This window comes from Acidipila sp. EB88, from assembly GCF_003858395.1.
In the GTDB taxonomy this organism is placed as follows: domain Bacteria; phylum Acidobacteriota; class Terriglobia; order Terriglobales; family Acidobacteriaceae; genus EB88.
On record NZ_QWEV01000005.1, the window covers coordinates 70,970 to 89,291 of the forward strand.

At 59.3% G+C, this 18,322-nt stretch carries 14 protein-coding genes; 5 read left to right on the forward strand and 9 right to left on the reverse strand.

What is annotated here, in order from left to right; translation table 11 throughout:
- Positions 1-250: 250 nt before the first annotated feature.
- The 4 genes from D1Y84_RS01330 to D1Y84_RS01340 all read right to left on the reverse strand — a co-directional run bounded on the left by D1Y84_RS01330 (position 251) and on the right by D1Y84_RS01340 (position 6,447).
- Complete coding sequence (locus tag D1Y84_RS01330; protein ID WP_158615255.1) at positions 251-3,538, reverse strand: TonB-dependent receptor; 3,288 nt, start codon at positions 3,536-3,538, stop codon at positions 251-253.
- A 1,214-nt stretch (positions 3,539-4,752) separates the two neighbouring features.
- A complete protein-coding gene (locus tag D1Y84_RS18600; RefSeq protein WP_255424330.1) occupies positions 4,753-4,881 on the reverse strand; it encodes an SDR family oxidoreductase in 129 nt (42 codons plus the stop codon).
- 8 nt (positions 4,882-4,889) lie between these two features.
- A complete protein-coding gene (locus D1Y84_RS01335) occupies positions 4,890-5,534 on the reverse strand; it encodes an SDR family NAD(P)-dependent oxidoreductase (protein WP_255424331.1) in 645 nt (214 codons plus the stop codon).
- 19 nt (positions 5,535-5,553) lie between these two features.
- Entirely contained in the window at positions 5,554-6,447 is an 894-nt protein-coding gene (locus tag D1Y84_RS01340; RefSeq protein WP_370245683.1) for an SDR family NAD(P)-dependent oxidoreductase, read from the reverse strand.
- A 67-nt stretch (positions 6,448-6,514) separates the two neighbouring features.
- Here D1Y84_RS01340 and D1Y84_RS01345 point away from each other — a divergent pair, with 67 nt between their 5' ends.
- From D1Y84_RS01345 to fucP, 4 genes are read left to right on the forward strand one after another with little or no spacing between them, the layout of a single operon-like run.
- Complete coding sequence (locus D1Y84_RS01345; RefSeq protein ID WP_124846906.1) at positions 6,515-7,843, forward strand: enolase C-terminal domain-like protein; 1,329 nt, start codon at positions 6,515-6,517, stop codon at positions 7,841-7,843.
- The gene (locus D1Y84_RS01350) at positions 7,818-8,648 is read left to right on the forward strand and encodes a fumarylacetoacetate hydrolase family protein (protein WP_124846907.1); all 831 of its coding nucleotides are present in this window, start codon (positions 7,818-7,820) and stop codon (positions 8,646-8,648) included. The genes D1Y84_RS01345 and D1Y84_RS01350 overlap by 26 nt, the downstream gene beginning before the upstream one ends.
- A gap of 36 nt (positions 8,649-8,684) precedes the next feature.
- Positions 8,685-9,575 (forward strand): amidohydrolase, encoded by an 891-nt coding sequence (locus tag D1Y84_RS01355; protein WP_233581535.1) that lies wholly within the window; start codon positions 8,685-8,687, stop codon positions 9,573-9,575.
- A gap of 5 nt (positions 9,576-9,580) precedes the next feature.
- A complete protein-coding gene (gene fucP, locus D1Y84_RS01360; RefSeq protein ID WP_233581536.1) occupies positions 9,581-10,891 on the forward strand; it encodes an L-fucose:H+ symporter permease in 1,311 nt (436 codons plus the stop codon).
- Here fucP and D1Y84_RS01365 read toward each other — a convergent pair.
- The 5 genes from D1Y84_RS01365 to D1Y84_RS01385 all read right to left on the reverse strand — a co-directional run bounded on the left by D1Y84_RS01365 (position 10,888) and on the right by D1Y84_RS01385 (position 17,530).
- On the reverse strand, positions 10,888-11,661 hold the full coding sequence (locus D1Y84_RS01365; protein ID WP_370245797.1) for an IclR family transcriptional regulator: 774 nt from the start codon (positions 11,659-11,661) through the stop codon (positions 10,888-10,890). The two genes, fucP and D1Y84_RS01365, sit on opposite strands and share 4 nt — an antisense overlap.
- A 295-nt stretch (positions 11,662-11,956) precedes the next feature.
- Entirely contained in the window at positions 11,957-12,220 is a 264-nt protein-coding gene (locus tag D1Y84_RS18795; RefSeq protein WP_124846910.1) for a DUF1330 domain-containing protein, read from the reverse strand.
- A gap of 228 nt (positions 12,221-12,448) precedes the next feature.
- Complete coding sequence (locus tag D1Y84_RS01375; RefSeq protein WP_124846911.1) at positions 12,449-13,654, reverse strand: DUF1624 domain-containing protein; 1,206 nt, start codon at positions 13,652-13,654, stop codon at positions 12,449-12,451.
- A gap of 447 nt (positions 13,655-14,101) precedes the next feature.
- A complete protein-coding gene (locus D1Y84_RS01380) occupies positions 14,102-16,756 on the reverse strand; it encodes an ABC transporter permease (RefSeq protein WP_124846912.1) in 2,655 nt (884 codons plus the stop codon).
- The gene (locus D1Y84_RS01385) at positions 16,757-17,530 is read right to left on the reverse strand and encodes an ABC transporter ATP-binding protein (protein WP_124846913.1); all 774 of its coding nucleotides are present in this window, start codon (positions 17,528-17,530) and stop codon (positions 16,757-16,759) included.
- 125 nt (positions 17,531-17,655) lie between these two features.
- Between D1Y84_RS01385 and D1Y84_RS01390 the strand changes: the two genes are divergently transcribed.
- Positions 17,656-18,321: an arylesterase gene (locus tag D1Y84_RS01390; RefSeq protein ID WP_124846914.1), complete on the forward strand. Its 666-nt coding sequence runs from the start codon at positions 17,656-17,658 to the stop codon at positions 18,319-18,321.
- Position 18,322: the final 1 nt, after the last annotated feature.

An 18,322-nucleotide genomic window follows, 5' to 3' on the forward strand; every position in this document is an offset into this window, starting at 1 on the left:
CACGCCTTTCCTTGCACCCGCACATCAACATGGCCGCTACGCACCAGATTGCAACCGCATCCTGCGGCCGTTTTGTTGTGCATATCACCCATTGTTTCCTCTCGACCTATTGAGCAACATTGGCTCCTTCTGCGTGCCGCAGCCCTCGACCCAAGCGCACGTCGGCGTTGTGAAGTCCAGGCCGACTTCGAAGCGTCCAAGTGAATCTTCGAGGCGGAGATGCGCTTGGACGCCCCTGGCCTCACGACCCCTAGAACGTCAGCTTGAAGCCGAGCCGTATATAGCGCTCATCTGTGGTGCGACTGCCAGGACTGGTTGAGGTAATCGTATCGAAGCTGCCGTCCGCGATGTTGCCATCAGGGTTTGAGAAGTGTGGCGTATTCGTTGCGTTCAGCACCTCGATCCGGCCCTGCGCGGTGATCCCTTCGCGAAGAGCAAAGTTGCGGAACAAGCCCAGGTCTGCGTTTCCGAAGCCTGGACCCCGTAGTGAGTCAAAGGATGCCGTGCCGAAGCGGGGCTGGTTGACAGGTGCGAATGCTGTTGGGTCGAAGTAGGGGTTATCCCCTACCCCGTGCAGTATCTGCACACTCGCCTTCACCTGGTCGGCACGCTGCTGGCTGCCGGGCGCGTTGAGTGAGGTCCCGTCGGCTGTGACGGAAAAAGGAGTGCCTGAGTAAAAGCTGACGATCGCATTCAGCTGCCAGCCGCCAGCAACGGCAGCGGCAATGCCGTGCTTGAGGAACGACTTGTTGGCACCAAAAGGGAGCTGCGCCAGGCCGCTGATCTGGACATTGTTTGTGCGATCGCCGGGAAGTAGAGCGCGGTTGAGCTGGAAATACTGGGGGATCGGAATCTCAGGCTCCCCATCACCATTCTCATCGCAGCAGGTTCCTCTCCAGCGAGACCACGTATAGGACACTCCTAACTGGTAGCCGCTTGAGAAAGCATGGCGAAGCGTACTCTGCAAGGAGTTGTAAACCATGCTCTCGTACGGGTAAATGACCACTTCAGCGCCGGTGATACCGGTAGCGCGCGTCCCGTTGTAAAACGGCTGGCTTGCAGCTCCTTTGCCGGGGAGACCATAGTTGATGTTGTAGCGGGTATGCTGGTGCACGCTGTGAGTGCCCACGTAGCCAACCTGCGCGAGCCAGCCTTTGCCGAAGTCCTGCTCGACGGTCAGGTTGTAGGACTGCGTGTAGCCGCGGATGAAGTTTTTAGGGTCTGTCGTGAAGGTGACGCCAGCCGGCAGTGGAAGGATGCCACTCGAGATATCAGGAGGGGTCAACGCGGGGATGCCTTGCGCAAGGGTGGTGACGGCGCTGTACGAGTTCGTCGCCGAGTAGTTGCCGGTGAGGTCGATGGGATAGCTGTAAAGGCCATCGCGGTACATGTTGATCTGCTCGGGGTTCAGGCTGTAACCCGCACGCACCACCGTCGTTGCCATAGGACGGTATGCAAGCCCTATGCGCGGCGAGAAAAGCGTCTTCTGCACGTTGATGCCGCAGCTCTTCGGAACCGAGCCCTCACCGCATATTTTGTACTGGTTGGTGTCCAGGTCGAAGTACTCGATGCCGCGATCAGAGCGGGTTGGTACCGGATAGTACTCCCAGCCGGTGCCTACGGCAAAAGTAAGCTTCTGGCTCACCTGCCACTGGTCACTGACATACGGAGCATACTGCCAGGTGCGAAGCGTGACCTGCGGAACAGTTTGGACACTGTTGGTGTCATTGTTAGGCAAGCCCAGGAGGAAGTCCGCGAAGGAGTTGTACTGATTTGCAGCGGCGCCCCCATTGAGAGAGGTAGCGCCACCAGTGAAGGTAAACTGTGTCGGCTGAATCTCTATGTGGTTCATGTGCTGCTGGCTGATGTCAAAGCCGAAACGAATCGTATGCCTCCCCTTGGTCCAGGTGGCGTTCGCCGTGTATTCGAATACTGGATCGTTGTAAACAAGCGCCGGATAGGAGTAGCCATACCCGGAATAGCTGTTGACGTTGAACTGCGGCAGCCCGCCTGCTTCCGGCAGCGCACCCAGGTTCGTTCCCGGGATACCAAGAACATCCAAGCCATACCGCGTGTTGGTTCCGGGAGGGCTGAGTGTCTGGTACGAATGTGTCAGTCCAAAGAGGCCTTCTACGACAAAGTTGGGCGTTGCGACGTAAGTCGCTGAGACGGAAGTAGCATAAATATTGCCGCTTTGGAAAGCACCATTCCCACCGCTCAGCACCGGGCCGAAGATAGTAGCCTGCGTCTCGTTGTACGGGTAGTCGCTGAAACGGGCAAACATGCTCAGCTTCCTGGTTGCCGTCCAGTCGAGCTTTGTGTCGATCTTCTGCAGCTTGTAGTAGACCGGGGTGTTGACGTAGTAGTTGTTCGAAATGCCGGGAAGGTTCGGTTCCGGGATCAGTGCAACCAGCTGGTTCGCGATGGGACTAATTCGGTTGGCGGGGATAACATTTCCGCCAAACGGTGTTCGCCCTGTACCGTCTGCGTTGCCGCTGTTCGGGTCATAAATGGGGGTAGACGAGCCGGCCATGTTGCCTTGGCGAATGGCGGCAGTAGGCACGGTTACGATGTTTGTATTTCCCTGGTGCAAGAAGTCTCCCTCGTAGGAGCCGAAGAAGAACAACCTGTTCCTTAGGAGCGGGCCGCCAATGGTTCCGCCAAGGTCATTGTCGATAAGCTTGGGCAGGTTGTTGCCGGCCGGGAGAAAGTAAGGTCGAGCCTTCAACAGGTTGTCGATGTGGTACTCGTAAGCAGAGCCATGAAAAGCGTTGGTGCCGCTTTTGATTTGCACGTTGACGGCCGCGCCGTTGACCATCCCTTCATCTGCGCCTGAACTGGCGGTGACGACGTTCACTGTCCGGATCGCGTCCGTCGAGGGGACTGCGGTCGAGTTGAACTGGACCCACGGGTTGGTGGCGCTGACACCATCGATTCTCACGTTGGTCCCACTTGCGCTTGTACCATTCGACTGGATTTCCATCGACCGCATCGGGTTGTTGGTCCCACCTGTGCTGGCTGAGGGAGGCGCAACGCCGGGCATCAGTCCAATCACACCTTCATAGGTACGTGTTGGCTGGGGAAGCTCCTCGAGTGATTGACTGGACACTTCGGCATGCACATCTGCGCTGTCGGCCTGCAACTGGGCTGCTTCTGATGAGACAGTAACAGACTGCGTCAGAGACCCAGGATTCAGGGATGCATCTACGCGTACTTCCGTGTTCAATGTGACATGAATGTTCGAAGTCTTCAGCGGTCCGAAGCCCTGCTTAGTGACCGTGACGTTGTACGTTCCGGCTGCCACAGTCGACAGCGTGTATTCACCTTGCGCGTTGGTCGTTGTCTCGCGCGTCTCGTTGGTCTCGGTCTCAACGACATCCACGGTTGCGTCCGGCAGTAATGCCCCGTTTGTGTCCGTTACATTGCCTACAATGGTCCCGTAGGTCGTTTGCGCTTTGGCGGATTGCAACCCAAACGCGAACGTTCCGATGGCGATTGCGGTCATGAGGTTCCCCGCCAGCGTGTGTGTCTTTCTCAAGCCATGAGTTCTCGTTGCTTTATCAACCTGCATACTGCCTCCCAAATAGAAGTGCCTGCCACGTTCCATTCGCCCCTGGATCTCTATCGTGCTGCGCGCATTGTTCCTTTCTGGATGGAACTGTCCTCTGTGAATTCCGCGTTCCCTGCCGCCGTACGGGTGTTGAAGGTCCTAAGAGTGGAGATCCAACGTTCCACCATGCCCCCGCGATCTTGCAGAGGGTTCTGCGTCGAACACAGTGGCAGGCGCTCCGTAGCAGCGCAGCAGATCTGCAGCCGTAGACCTGGTTGGCCGCTTTCTCCGGTGGCACCGCCCGCCGGCGTCAAGGAATTTCCCTTTGAAGCAGACTGTCGAAGTTGCTGGCAGCCGGCCCAGGCCTGGAGCAGCCACAGAAACGAGACAACTCGAAGGGAGAGGCTTGTGCTTTGGGCTGCTCTGCCAAAGCAAGTTCCTGGCGCTATCAATAACTGTCCTCCTCGAGTGGTCTTGATCTTTTCCCCTACAAGCGCGAATCGATGTCACGTGCGCCTGGCAAAAGCAAGTCGCTCGAACCGGGGCAAATGTAAAGGCATTCATCTATTTTTGTCAATGATGTGTCTTTTTCACAGGCGAGAACACTGACACGAGGTGACCAGCTATTTGCATCCTTAACTGCCAGGGTCTACAACCAGCTTTCAGCCGTGCCTTTGATTGTGTGCTTTGTAGTGCGGACCTTCGGCGAACTCCTACGGAGTAAGTACGGGGAGACACGCGGAGGGCAGCCGGACAGCCATCCAGCAAGCTCGCGATTAGCAGGCAAAAGCCGATCTGATGGGTTCACATGTCGCCTTTGAGCGAACATCTTGAAGTACTGGATCAAGCCAGGACGAGCCGGCAGCAGGTAAACGCATTGCTATGCGTCGCTGGTGGTGTTTAGCCGGTATTTCTTTTAAGTACCCGGGATCTGTGAGGGCGCACAAGCACTTGGCGGTGTGCAACGAGGTAAAAACTCCCCGCATTGCGGCAGTCCGTGCTTTGGATGGGACCATGCTGACCGAAAGCAGACTGCCAGGTGTGCCGGAGTGCTGCTCCATGTCTCATTCCATGGGAGCTACTCTGTTTGACCGTCTTCGTTCCTGATACCACAAGCGTTCAGTGCCACAGACAGCGGACTCTTCCACAAGGTGAAACGAGGGACGCACCGGGGCGGGAGTTGCTGCCAGTAAGGTCGGCGATTAAGGCAGGGCGCGATCCAGGTGTGTGTATCCACCATCCACGACTACATGCTGCCCGGTCGTATGCGAGGACTGCGTGGGAGACAGCAGAAAAGCGACGGCGGCCGCGATCTCCTGCGGTTCCGTCATGCGGTGCGCTAGGGGAACTCGTGCCTGAATCCGCGCCCGGGCTCCCCCGGGTCACCCTGCTGCGCTAGCCAATCGCTGTACATCCCTGTCGCGACCTCGGCCGGTATCACGCTATTCACCCGCACGCCCGCAGCGGCAAGCTCTGCTGCCCACTCACGCGTCAGTGCCAGTTGCGCACCCTTCGCGGCGGCATAGGCCGAGGTGTTCCCCTGGCCTGTAAGCGCTACCTTGGAACTGATGTTTACGATCGAGCCGCGCGCCGCCTTCAACAACGGCAGCGCATAGTGAGCCATGGCATAGTAGTGCAGCAGATTAGTCCGAAGGCTTTCGAAGAACCGAGAAGGGTCTCCGGTCTCCAACCCGATGCTGTCGTTAGTCCCGGCATTGTTCACCAGTGCATCCATCCTGCCGTACTTCTCAGCCACTAACCCTATGACCTGTTTGCAAAGCTGAGGTTCGGACAACTCGGCTTCAACAAAGCGAAAGGCAGCCACGGACTGCATCTGCCTTTCGAACTGCTCGGTCTCCTGAGTGCGGCGGCCTACTGCTACTACCAGCGCTTTTTCCTCGAGGCAGGCACACGAGATGGCAGCACCTATCCCGGAGGCGCCGCCGGTGATTACGATGACGCGCTGCTCCAAACCCAAATCCATACCAAACCTGCTGCAGTACTTATCGAAGGTTAAAGAATCCGCCATCGAGGGCGTAATCAACGCCTGTGAGGAAACCCGCCTCAGGCGAACATAGATAGAGAGCGAGCGTGGCGACCTCCTCGGGTGTGCCCATGCGCCCGACAGGCTGAGCAGCCGCAAGTTCTTTCAGCTTCTCCTGCTCGTGCCCGGGGTAGTTCTTCGCCACGAACCCATCCACAAAGGGCGTGTGAATGCGAGCAGGCGAAATACAGTTGCAGCGCAAGCCATGCGCAACGTAATCCCGCGCTACAGACAAAGTCATAGCCACCACGGCTCCCTTGGTCATCGAGTAGGCAAAACGATCCGGGATACCCGCGGTGGCTGCAATGGATGCCATATTCAGGATGCAGCCGCCTGGCTGACGCAGCAGAGAAGGCAGCGAGGCTCGCATACACAGGTAGGTTCCACGGACATTTACCTGAAACAGTCTGTCTACATCCGCGGGACAGGTCGTAGCAAGAGTGCCGACGTGGGCGACCCCAGCACAGTTTACAAGGATGTCGATGGGACCGATTTGCGCAAACGCCTGCCCAACAGCGGCTTCATCGCTTACGTCGAATGCGAAACTCTTCACCGGCGAGCCGGTCCCTGCTGCGATTTCAGCGGCTCTCGCCTGCACGGCGTCGTGCTCCCGGTCGCAAAGAAGCACCTCCGCCTCTGCCTCGCTGAATCGCCGGGCAATCGCCAAACCGATTCCGCTTGCTGCACCGCTAATCACAGCCCGCCGATGATTGAGCTGGAACATCAGGCACCCTCGAGAAACCTTTCTACGGGAACTGTCATAAAGACGCCGTACCAAAGTACACGAGAAGAGCCACAGCCGTCCGGCCTTGTGCCAGATAATGTTCATTGACGAAACCAGGCGTCCATCCATAAACTGACCCACGTCTCGCGATCTCGCGCTTCGCCAAAGGTTACCGTTCGCTTCACTAGGACAAAGCTTGGCTGAAATAATCATCACAGACATACGCGTTATTGACCTGCGCTTTCCCACCTCGCGAGGCCAGCTAGGCTCCGACGCTGTGAACACGGATCCAGACTATTCAGCTGCCTATTGCGTCCTCAGGACGACCGCCGGCTTGGAGGGTCATGGTCTCACCTTCACGCTTGGTCGGGGAACCGAGCTGGTGGTGAGCGCGCTTTCCCTTCTGGGGCGCGTCGTAGTCGGTCGTACCCTAGGGGAGTTAACGCGGGATCTGAACGGGCTCTACCTTGAACTAACAGGAGATACGCAGCTCCGCTGGCTCGGTCCTGAGAAAGGTGTCATGCATCTCGCCTGCGGCGCCCTCCTCAACGCGGTGTGGGACCTGTATGCGCGAGCAGAGGCGAAGCCAGTATGGCGTGTGCTCGCAGACATGTCTCCGGAGCAGATCGTATCGGTGATTGACTTCCGCTACATCGCAGACGCGCTTACCCCCGAGGAAGCTCTCAACATTCTGCGCGCGGGCAAGCAGGGGCAGGCTGAGCGGCTGCAGCATTTACAGGACGTAGGCTACCCGGCGTACACCACATCGGCTGGCTGGTTCGGGTTTAGTAGCGAGACCATACGTCAACTCTGCCGTGAAGCCATAGAGGATGGATGGACTCACTTCAAACTGAAAGTAGGGGGCACTGCGGAGAATGATCTTCGTCGCGGCTTGGTGATGCGCGAAGAGATTGGTTGGACGAACCGATTGATGGTGGACGCAAATCAGAAATGGGGCGTGGAAGAAGCAATCCGCCGAACCCGGCAACTCGCCGACCTGCAGCCTTGGTGGATGGAAGAGCCAACGAACCCGGATGACATTCTCGGCCATGCCCGCATCCGCCAGGAGGTCGCCCCGATCCGCATTGCGACTGGAGAGCATTGTCATAACAGCGTCATGTTCAAACAATTGCTACAGGCGAATGCCATCGACGTCTGTCAGATTGACAGCTGCCGCGTGGCGAGCGTAAACGAGAACCTTGCGATCATGCTGATGGCTGCCAAGTTTGGTGTTCCCGTATGTCCGCATGCGGGCGGCGTTGGACTCTGCGAATACGTGCAGCACCTTTCAATCTTCGACTTTCTCGGTATCTCCTGTTCCTTAGAGAACCGCGTCATCGAGTACGTCGACCATCTCCACGAACACTTCCGCTACCCGGTGCGTATCCGGCGGGCGCACTATCTTCTTCCTCAGGATCCCGGCTACAGCGCGGAAATTCTGCCGGACTCACTCCAGCGCTACAGTTTCCCAGGTGGAGAAGCATGGAAGGATCAACGGAATGAAGCTCATAACGTTCACGCATAATGGAGGCCCCGTGCGTGGAGGCGTACTTGACGGCGACGTGGTTCGCCCGTGGTTCTCAGAGGATCGCGATCCTGTGCTCGCCTTTATCGCCAGCAATCGCTCTGAACCTGCTCTCAGCAGTGAGCGGGTACCCCTGTCCGCTGTTCGGCTCCTCGCGCCTCTCCTCCATCCTCCAAGGGTGTTCGGCATTGGACTCAACTACCGAGAGCATGCCGCCGAGTCGAAGATGGCGGTACAGAGTGTGCCCACTGTCTTCATCAAGCTTTCTTCCTCGATCATTGGCCACGAGGCAGACGTGCTGCTTCCACCAGAAGCAACGCAGCCTGACTACGAAGCCGAGTTAGGGGTCGTGATCGGAAAGGCGGGTTATCGGATCGCGGCCGAAGACTGGAAGCAGCATGTTTTCGGATACACGATTGTGAATGACATCAGCGCGCGAGGCGTGCAACTGGCAACATCGCAGTGGACTCTTGGAAAGAGCTTCCCTACCTTCACCCCGATGGGACCGCACATCGTCACGAGCGCTGAGATCGCCGACCCGCACACACTCGATATCGAGTTGACGATCGATGGCGAAGTGATGCAACGTGCCAATACGCGGGATCTTATCTTTCGCATTCCCGACCTGATTGCCTATATCTCGGCACTGGTGCCACTCCAGCCGGGAGATGTCATCAGCACCGGCACGCCTCCTGGTGTAGGGCTGGGTCGAACGCCTCCGCGGTGGCTTCGCGCCCGAGAAACGATGGAAATCACTGTACAAGGCGTTGGTCTGCTTAGAAACAGGACCAGAGCGACCGATTGAAGTGCGGCGCAAGGCGCGCAGGAAGATGCAGCTATGATGCCCAAGCAGGCAGCAAGCGGGAGAATCCCGCACATCGACGCTCACCATCATCTCTGGTGCTACCGGCAGGAAGAGTTTGCCTGGATAGATGATGCGAGCTCTGCATTGCGTCGGGACTTTGCCGTGTGCGACCTGCTGCACGCGATGGACCTGGCTTCGATCGATACGGCCATCGCTGTGCAGGCACGCGAGTCTCTGGAAGAGACTCGCTGGTTACTGCAGACCGCATCGGAACACCCACGGATCTGTGCGGTCGTAGGCTGGGTTCCACTCGCCGATCGGGATCTTCCTCACCTTCTTGACTCCTTCCACAACTGCCAGACACTCGCCGGCTTCCGTGTCATCGCGCAGGATCAAGCGGCCGGCTACTTTGATCAATCTGCATTGAACAACGGCATGCGGGTGCTGACTGCTTTCAATTACAGCTTTGACCTCCTTGTCCGCGCTCATCAACTTACCGAGGCGATTCGGCTCGTGGATCGGCACCCCAGGCAGAGCTTTGTGCTCGATCATGCCGCTAAGCCACCTATCCACGCGGGACGGCTTGAGCCATGGAAATCCCAATTGCTGGCCTTAGCAGAGCGTCCTAACGTGGTGTGTAAGCTGTCAGGCCTCGCAACGGAAGCGGGTTGCCGGCAGCCCTTCACCTCCTCAAGTCTCAGGCCCTATCTGGACGTGTGTGTGCAAGCTTTCGGCTGTGAGCGACTCCTCGCTGGTTCGGATTGGCCTGTATGTCTGCTCGCGACAACTTATGAGCACTGGTGGAGCATGCTGCGCGAATACTTCGTCTCGTTCAGCCCCGGCGAACAAGCAGCCATGTTTGGCGGCAATGCCGCTCGGGCCTACAGTCGCAGCACAGCTCTCTGCTCGCTGGCAGGCCGCGCTTGACGCAGGTGCGACTGTTCGGCAGTCAGGCCTCACTCTTTCCCCGGACGGGGAGACTGGCTTTCAGCCTGGTCGCGTCGCTATTCTTTCTCTGGGGCATTTCCAACAACCTCACCGATATCCTTGTTCAGCAGTTCCGCAAGTCCTTTGAACTTTCTCCCCTGCAGGCTCAGCTCGTGCAAACGGCAGTCTTTCTGGGCTACTTCTGCATGGCCATCCCGGCAGCGCTGCTCGCGCGCAGGCTCGGCTACAAGGCCGGCATACTCTGCGGCCTGTGCCTGTTTGGAGGAGGCCTTCTCCTTTTCTGGCCCGCGGCGCATCTCGGCCGTTATGCCCCGATGTTGCTGGCTCTGTTTCTCATCGGGTGTGGATCGGCAACGCTGGAGACTACAGCCAATCCATACGTTGCCCAGGCTGGTCCTTCATCCACTGCTGAGCGTCGACTAAATTTCGCGCAGGCGATGAATCCTCCGGGTACCATCGCGGGCGTGTTGCTTGGTACGTACTTCATCTTCTCCGGCATCGAGCTATCGCCGGCCCGAGTGGCTGTGCTGCGGGCAAACGGCGCGTATGCAGACTACCTCCATCGTGAACTTCTGCGTGTCGTTCCGACTTACGTCGGCCTGGGCTGCATAGTGCTTGGCCTTGCGTGCGTAATTGCCATGGTCCGCTTTCCTGATGTGCAGCAACGGTCGCCTGCGAGCGCACCCACGGAAGGGCTGCTATCCGAACTCTTGCCCCTTCTGCGTCGCTCCCAACTGCTGATCGCAATGATCGCGCAGTTCTGCTGCATCGGCGCGCAGGTGAGCACCTGGTCCGCCTTCATTCCGTATCTGAAGCAATACGCTGCAGCTACTGATCGGAGCGCCGGTCTTCTATTGTCCGCCAATCTGCTTGCTTTCGCTTGCGGGCGCTTTGTCTCTACCCTGCTGATGCGGTGGTTTCGCCCCTTGGCACTGCTCACGCTCTACAGCGGCATCAACCTTTGTTTGCTTGCTGCAGCAATCATGCGGCCGGGCCTTGGAGGAGCCATGGCCCTTATTGCAAGCAGCTTCTGCATGTCAGTCATGTTCCCCACGATCTTCGCACTTGGGATCCATGGGATGGGCAAACACACTGAACTTGCGAGTTCCCTGCTTGTCATGTCGGTTATTGGTGGAGCGACGGTACCGCCACTGCTCGGTCTGGTTGCGAAACACACCGCGAGCTACTCCCTTGGCTACCTGTGTGTGGAGGTGTGCTACGTTGTCGTGCTCGCATACGGGTTGCTTCAATTGCGGATCGAGGCAAGCCATCCACCGAGGGAATGCCCGGTCTAGCCTGGCGAAGTACCGCCTATGGCTGTTGAGATCTCCCCCGCCGCCTCGCGGAGTGCCTTCAACACCTCCGGCTCCTTCACCTTGCTCCCTGAAAGCTCTATGAACGGGACCGTAAGGGCTGCCACTGCAGACTGCCTCCCGTCGAGAATGGGACAGCTCAGGTTAGTGACACCCTTAACTAAGTAACTCCCCTGCCGCTCGAAGCCTGCTTGGGCGATACGTTTCAGGTGCGAGTTCAAGCCACGCGGCATGGCACGACCGGCTTCTCGCTTCCAATCCCGCAGCGTTCGTTCCCGCTGGGCGTCACTCATGTGGGCTAGCAGCACGTAGCCGCTTGCCGCCTCCATGATATCCACTGTGGAACCAGGTTTCACAAAGAAGCCAATCGGGGTCGGCGCATTGACCTGCGACAAGATGACCAGGCGACCACCTTCGAGCACCGCCAGATGACAGGACTGAAGGATGTCGTGTGCCAGGTGATACATGACAGGAAGGGCTGTGGCAATCAGCCTCTCAGTCGGCGGGTGCTGCTGAACCATTTTGAACATCTTGAGCGTCAACGACACTCTCTCACCTTCCACCTGTGCGATGTATCCACGCCGCTCAAGGCAGATGAGCATCCTGAAGATCTCTGAGGCCGTCCGATTCAGGGCTCGCGCGATCTGCGACTTTGTAAGACCGTCTGGAGCAGAAGCCAGAAGCTCCAGAACATCCAGCCCCTTTTCGAGCGCTGGGACCGCATAGCTGTCATTCTCAGACAATGCACGCACCCTCGTTTCCAACGCGGAGACTTTGGACATCGCGATCTTTCTACTGTTCACCATTGGAGTAGTTTCAGATTATCCGAAACCATGATGCTCGGTGGTCATGATTGAATGGTTCAGAGCAAGCGTTGAAGGTGCTGGGCTTTCCGTTTGGTCCAGTCGAGTCGTGGCCATGTGCACGCTGGGCGATGATGCGTATCCGATGAATCAGGTTCTCTTTTCATCACTTTTTCCAACGCCTCACGGTTCCTCACTCAGTATCAGCAGGGCTGTTCGTGTTGTACACTCCCGCATCAGGTCATCACTTCGAAATCGGCATTCGCTCTGCTACCGGCACGATGCCGCCTCTGACGAGAGTCAGATCGGAGCCTGCTGCCCTTTCGCGAAGTCTCTTCACTTCCTGATAGGCAGAACTGGTTGACCAATGCCGTGCTTTTTGCATCGACGGAAATTCAAAGAGGACGACTCCCCGCACACCGGCATCGCCCTCAAAGATTCCAACGGCGCGTAAGCCACCACTGGCTTCGCTTCGACCTCTCGAAACGCTGCTGCAACGTTGGTCCACTACTGTTCGAGGCGCTTGCGATCAGCAAGGCGTCTACACGCTGCTTGAGATACGCGGGCATGTTGTCTCCTTCTGCTTTGAGCGGTTCGGCATGGCATCTATCCCGAGAGGATGTCGCGGAGACTCGCTTATCGCTCCAGGCAAATCAGCCCGGCAGCAAGGATAAAGCGGCGCTTTCCGCTATGGCTTCCCACGATCACATGCATGTCGATGGCCAATGTTCTGTGGTCATACATACGTGAGCCACCCGTTGCGATGGCGACGCTTTAGCCCGGCGTACCACCGGCAGGTGGGGTAGAGCATGGCAACAATCGCTACCCATACCAGATATGAGACTGCTAGAGGAAAGCCGTAATCTACAGGGAACATCGCAGGCGGGCTTCCCATTGAGGGCGGAGCAATAAAAACAAACGTCTTCCATCCATACCGAACCAGGTTCAGGAGAATCGCGAGCGTGTGGGCCAGGAAGAGGTGGGCTACGTAGTAGAACAAGGGCACGCGGCCAAAAACAATCAGCGGGTTGCCTTCGGAAAGCTTCCGCTGCTCAAGCGCCGCGAGTGCAAACAAAGCCGGACCGAGTGTCATCAGCAGGAAGTCGAGTGATGGCGGGTACTTGGTCACGTTCAGAAATGAAAGCACAGAGAACGAGAAAGACGCTTGCTTCGACCAAGCAGATGGATCGCCGTAGCTGTTGTACAAACGCAGCAATACGAAGCAGGCCGTTACTCCGAACCCGGTCATCGTCAGCCAGCGCGCTCTCCGCGCGGGCGTCCATCGGTAGGCGTGTCCTAAACAGAACCCAGACGACATAACAGCGATCCACGGCAGCACCGGGTACGCGCTGATGAAAGTGACATGGGCCACCCTGAATGCGCCTGGTTGATGGAGCACGTTCCACAACCATGCGACGGCACCAAAGCGCGAAGCTTCGATACCGTCGAGAAGGTTGTGCCCAGCGATAATGGCCACGCTGGCAATGGCCAGGACGCGCACCGGTAGATACACCAGCGCTGCTAGAGCAATCATGCTCACGCCGATTGCCCACAGGATGATGAGCAGGACAGGAGAACCTGTAAACGGCCATGAGGAGAACATGATGAGGCGCAGTACTGTGAGCTCAAGCACGATGAGGACGAGCCCACGAGTAAACAGGTAGAGCGAGAGTTCCGACCTCGAACGATGGCCGCGCGACATCCACAGGTACGCACTGATACCGGCCGTCAGGATAAATACAGGCGCGCACATATGCGTGATCCAGCGTGTCAGAAAAAGAGGGATGCTGGTGCGAGCCAGGTCAGTGGGCGAGAAGAGCATGGCGCGGTGATCGATAAAGTCGCGAACGTGATCTATAGCCATCAAGAGCATGGCAATGCCACGAACAGCGTCGACCGATTGAAGCCGCGGCTCTGGTGAAGTCACGCTGCTGGTACTCATGAGGGCAGCATACTCGCGATCCGGTTTGTGGGGGAACGACTACGGCTCGCAAGCATCCAGAACAACGTACCGGCGATCAAGTGGTAGACGTGTTGGCGCTTCAGCTAGGGTCGCCGTGTGGGTAGTTGACAACGCCTGGGATCACCGTGGGCTCTCTTGAAAATGACTGCGTCCCCGGCTTCACGAGAGTTGCCAAAATCGAGTTTGGATCCCACCGTTTGCTCTCTGCGCTGGAGTTCTCTGCCGCGAGTGGAACCCGCGTGGGCATGGCAAGGTGGTGCGACTGAACAGGAAAGGCGATTGGAGATGTAGTTACAGGGCTGACTCTTCTCACCAGTCTGTGCTTTGGGCCGGACGGCGCTCCCATTCCAGACGGAGGAGGCACCCCTCCCCTGGCGATAAGCGTACCCTCGCCGTCGCAGCAAACCACAGCATCGCCGTGCAGCCTTACTCTTCCCGCAATACTTCCAAAGGCTTTTGCCCAAGAATGCGCCAGCTTGCCAGCCAGCCGGTGAGGATTGCAAGCACCGCTGTGAGCAGCACACCCGAGATCTCTGCCACCGGGTCGGATATAAACGGCACGTCCGCCAGGTGCAGCAGCACGCGGGAAAGTCCGTTTGCGAAGATAGCGCCCGAACAGCCGGAAAGCAAACCGAGCACCAGGAACTCCACCGAGAAAACGCCGGCGATCCGGGCCCGCGTCGCGCCCAGCGTCTTGAGCACAACCACCTCGCGCACCCTGCGAAAACGCGTGCTGGCGATACTGGACGCGAGGATGACCATGCCGGACAGAATCGAGAAGCCTGCAAGGAAGCGGATCACAATCGTGATCTGTCCGACGACCTGCTGGATGGTGTCGAGGATGTCGGCGATGTTGATCGCGGTCACGGTGGGGTAGTGCGCAAACAGCACGCGCTGCAACTCGCCAATGCTCTTGGGCTGCATGTGCACGGCTGCGTACCAGACAACCGGCATGCCGCTGAGCTGCGCCGGGGCAAAGATGAACTCGCTCCGGCTCGAGATATGCTGGCCGTCCACCTTGTAGATCGCACTGACCGTGGAGTTGAAGTGCTGTCCGTCCGACGAGAAGCCAACCTGCGATCCGACGTGCAGGTGCATGCGCTTAGCCACGCGGTCGATCACTGCAACCGAGTGCGCATCGTTGCTGGCCCACCATGTTCCCTGCTCCACGGTAATCCCGGCTGGCGGCTGGTCGCTCCAGGTAAACGACAGGGTGCGGCGCAGGCGCATGGGGTACTGCTTGCGATCGAGCTTCTGGACCGGGGTGCCCTCGAGTGAGTCCAGGCTGCCCGTGAGGATGGGCAAAGCTTCGAAGTTCTTCTCGGCGCCGGTCTGGGATGTGACCAGCTGCCGCACCCCTTCCAGTTCGTTCGACGCGATGTCGATCAGGAAAACGTTGGGCGTGTTGGAGGCCATTGCGGTGTGCATCCGCTCCACGATGGAGCGTTGCATCAGGAACACGCTGAGGATGAGCATGACCCCGACGCCCAGTGCTGCAAGCACTGCAGCGGACTGGTTGCCGGGCCGGTACAGGTTAGCCAGGCCATGGCGCAGGATCGATGGAAGCGCCAGTCGCGTCCGGTCGAGTGCCGCGCGAAGCACACGCAACAACGTTGAGGCGAGCAGCAGCAGGATCAGCAGTGAGGCTGCGAGTGAACCCGCGAACCAGCCCCCGCCCTTCCATGAATCTGAAAGCAGCGCCGCGATGGCAGCGAGTGCCAGCACGATGACGCTGCAGGCCACCAGTTGCACCCAGGCGCCGCGCAGCCGGCGAAAAAAGGAGCGCACCCGCTGCCCTTCTTCCGGCGCCTCCACCAGTCGGCGAAGCACCACGCTCGGGCGAATGTCGCGCACCTCAAGCAAAGGCGGCAAAGCAAAGAGCATGGTCGTGAGGATGCCCGTGGCAAACGCACCCAGCACGGGGAGCCACGGCAGGCGCAGCGGCGGACGAATGGGCAGCAGCGACCCGAGCACACTGGGCAGCACCCACTCAACAGCGACGCCAAACACCACGCCCAGCAACGCACCGGCGCAGCCGAGCAGCAGCGTCTGCAAAATGTAAATGCGCAGAATGTCGGCCGAGCGCGCGCCCATGGACTTCATAATGGCGATGCCATCGATGCGCTGCTGCAGGTGCGCGCGCATCGCCATGGCAACGCCGATGGCGCCCAGGACCATGGCTACCAGGCAGATCAGGCTCAGCAGGCCGCGTGCTTCGTCGAGCCCCTCGGTCAACTCGGGCGAGCCTTCGCGAAAGTCGGCCACCTGTGCCTCAGGCAGCGCGTGTTCGAGATACTGGCGATCCTTCTGGATCGATGACTGCAGAGGCAGCTTGAAGAGGAAGCGCTCCGTCGAGCGGCTGCCGGGCTGCAGCAGGCCGATCGCCTCCACTGCGTGCCGGGTCATCATGACGCGGGGCCCGATGCCGACGCCTGCGGTGAGACGATCTGGCTCTTTCGCAATCAGCGCCGTGATCTTGAACGGCTGGCCGCCGATTCGCAGCATGGCGCCAACCTGAGTGTGGAGGCGCACCAGCAGGCTCTCGTCGACCACTACCGAATGGTCCCCGATGGCCTGGGCAAACGGCAGCGACGGCTGAAGCTTCAACGTGCCGTAGAACGGGTACACCGCTGGATCGACGACCTTGAGGGAGACCAGCAGGGGCACGGGATCGCCGACCACGCCGGCCATGGAGGCCATCTCGGTCACCTGCGTCATCTGCGCGCCGGTGCGATCTGCAAAGTGGGCGAGACGCGTTGCTTCGTCCGGGCGCAGCGCACGGCTCATGCGCGCGGACAGGTCTGCGGCAAGGATCGAGCGGGCCTGCCCGAGCAGCGTTGTGGAGAAGGAGTCGGCAAACCCCCGCACGCCGGTGAGCGCGCCGACGCCGATCGCGACAGACAGAATCACGAACACAAACTTAACCCGGGCAAAGAGCAGCTCCCGCGCGGCGATACGCAGCGCAGTGCGCCAGGGCAACGCAGGCTTGGTGCCGGAGGAGGCGATGGACTGAGCAGGGAGAGGCCGAGGCGAAGGTGGCGCGTCGGACAGATCAGGAATCCATTCCGGGGTCAGCGCCATTTACCGCGACCCCGCATCCGGGTGCGCATCGTCGGAGGCGTTCCCGAGACCGATTGGCAGCCACGCAATGCCCTCGCTGTCGGTGCCTTCCGCTGCCGTCCCGTGCACCATCTCGTCCTTGACGATCATACCGTCGCGCAGAATGATGCGGCGGTCGGCACGCGCCGCGATCTGCGGATCGTGCGTGACCATGACCAGCGTTGTACCTGCCTCGCGCTGGCGGGTCGTCAGCAGCTCGAGCACGTGCTGTCCATTCGCGGTGTCGAGATTGCCGGTGGGCTCGTCGGCCAGCACGATCGGGGGTTCCAGCACAAAGGCGCGAGCCAGCGCGACCCGCTGCTGCTCGCCGCCCGACAACTGCACAGGATAGTGGTGCAACCGGCTGCCCAGCCCTACACTCTCGAGCAACGCACGCGCGCGTGCCTTGCCGTCCCCGCGCGCATTCAGCTCAAACGGCAGCAGAACATTCTCAAAGGCGGTCAGTGTGGGAATGAGCTGGTAGCTCTGAAACACAAAGCCGATGCGCTGCCCGCGCACCTGCGCGAGACGATCCTCGGCCATGTGGCTGATGTCCACCCCATCCACAAGCACCTGGCCTTCGCTGGGCGAGTCAAGCCCCGCCAGGAGGCCCAGCAGCGTGCTCTTGCCTGACCCGGACGAGCCCATGATGGCGACAAACTGGCCGCGCGGCACAAGGAGGTCGATCCCTTTCAGGATTTCAACCGTGGTGCTGCCGTTCCGCATTCGCTTCCAAACTCCGCGTGCCTCTACCATTGCGCTTGCTCCACTTCCAATAACCGTCCTTGTTTGACGCAGGCGGTGTGCAAAACAGACGCACACGCGCTCCAATCCCATTCGAGCATGAGCGCTCGGTACGGCTCCACTAAACTGGAGCAACAATGCGACGCCACGTCCCAGCTATTTTCATCCGGTCCAAGGCCGGCATCCTCGCAGCTCTTCTGGCAGGCTGTTCGACGCTGCCCGCGTCTGCACAGCACAAGCCATCTGCACCCCGCACCCAGACAGTGGTCTGCTTTGGCGACAGCCTGACCGCCGGTTATGGTGCGGCACCCGGCACCAGCTACCCTGACTTTCTGCGCAAGGCGCTGGAAGCCGCCAGCTACCACGCGACCATCCTGAACCAGGGCATAAGCGGCAACACCACCAAGGATGGCGTAAGCCGGGTCGCAAACATCATCGCCGAGCATCCATCGCTGGTTCTGCTTGAGTTTGGAGCCAACGACGGCCTGCGCGGGCAGCCCGTGGACGGTATCCAGCGCAACCTCGTCACCATGATTGAGGCTCTGCAGCACGCGCATATCAAGGTGCTGCTGCTGGGTATGCAGCTACCGCCCAATCTCGGGCCTGACTACGTCAAGCCTTTCGACGCGATGTACCCGGCGCTGGCAGCGCGGTACAAGCTGCGGCTTGTACCGTTCCTGCTCAAGGATGTGTATGGACACGACGAGTTGATGAGCGCCGACTCCATGCATCCGAACGGCGCGGGCTATGCGCAGGTCGCGCGCAACGTGCTGCCGTTTGTGGAGCCGCTGCTCGAAAAGTAGC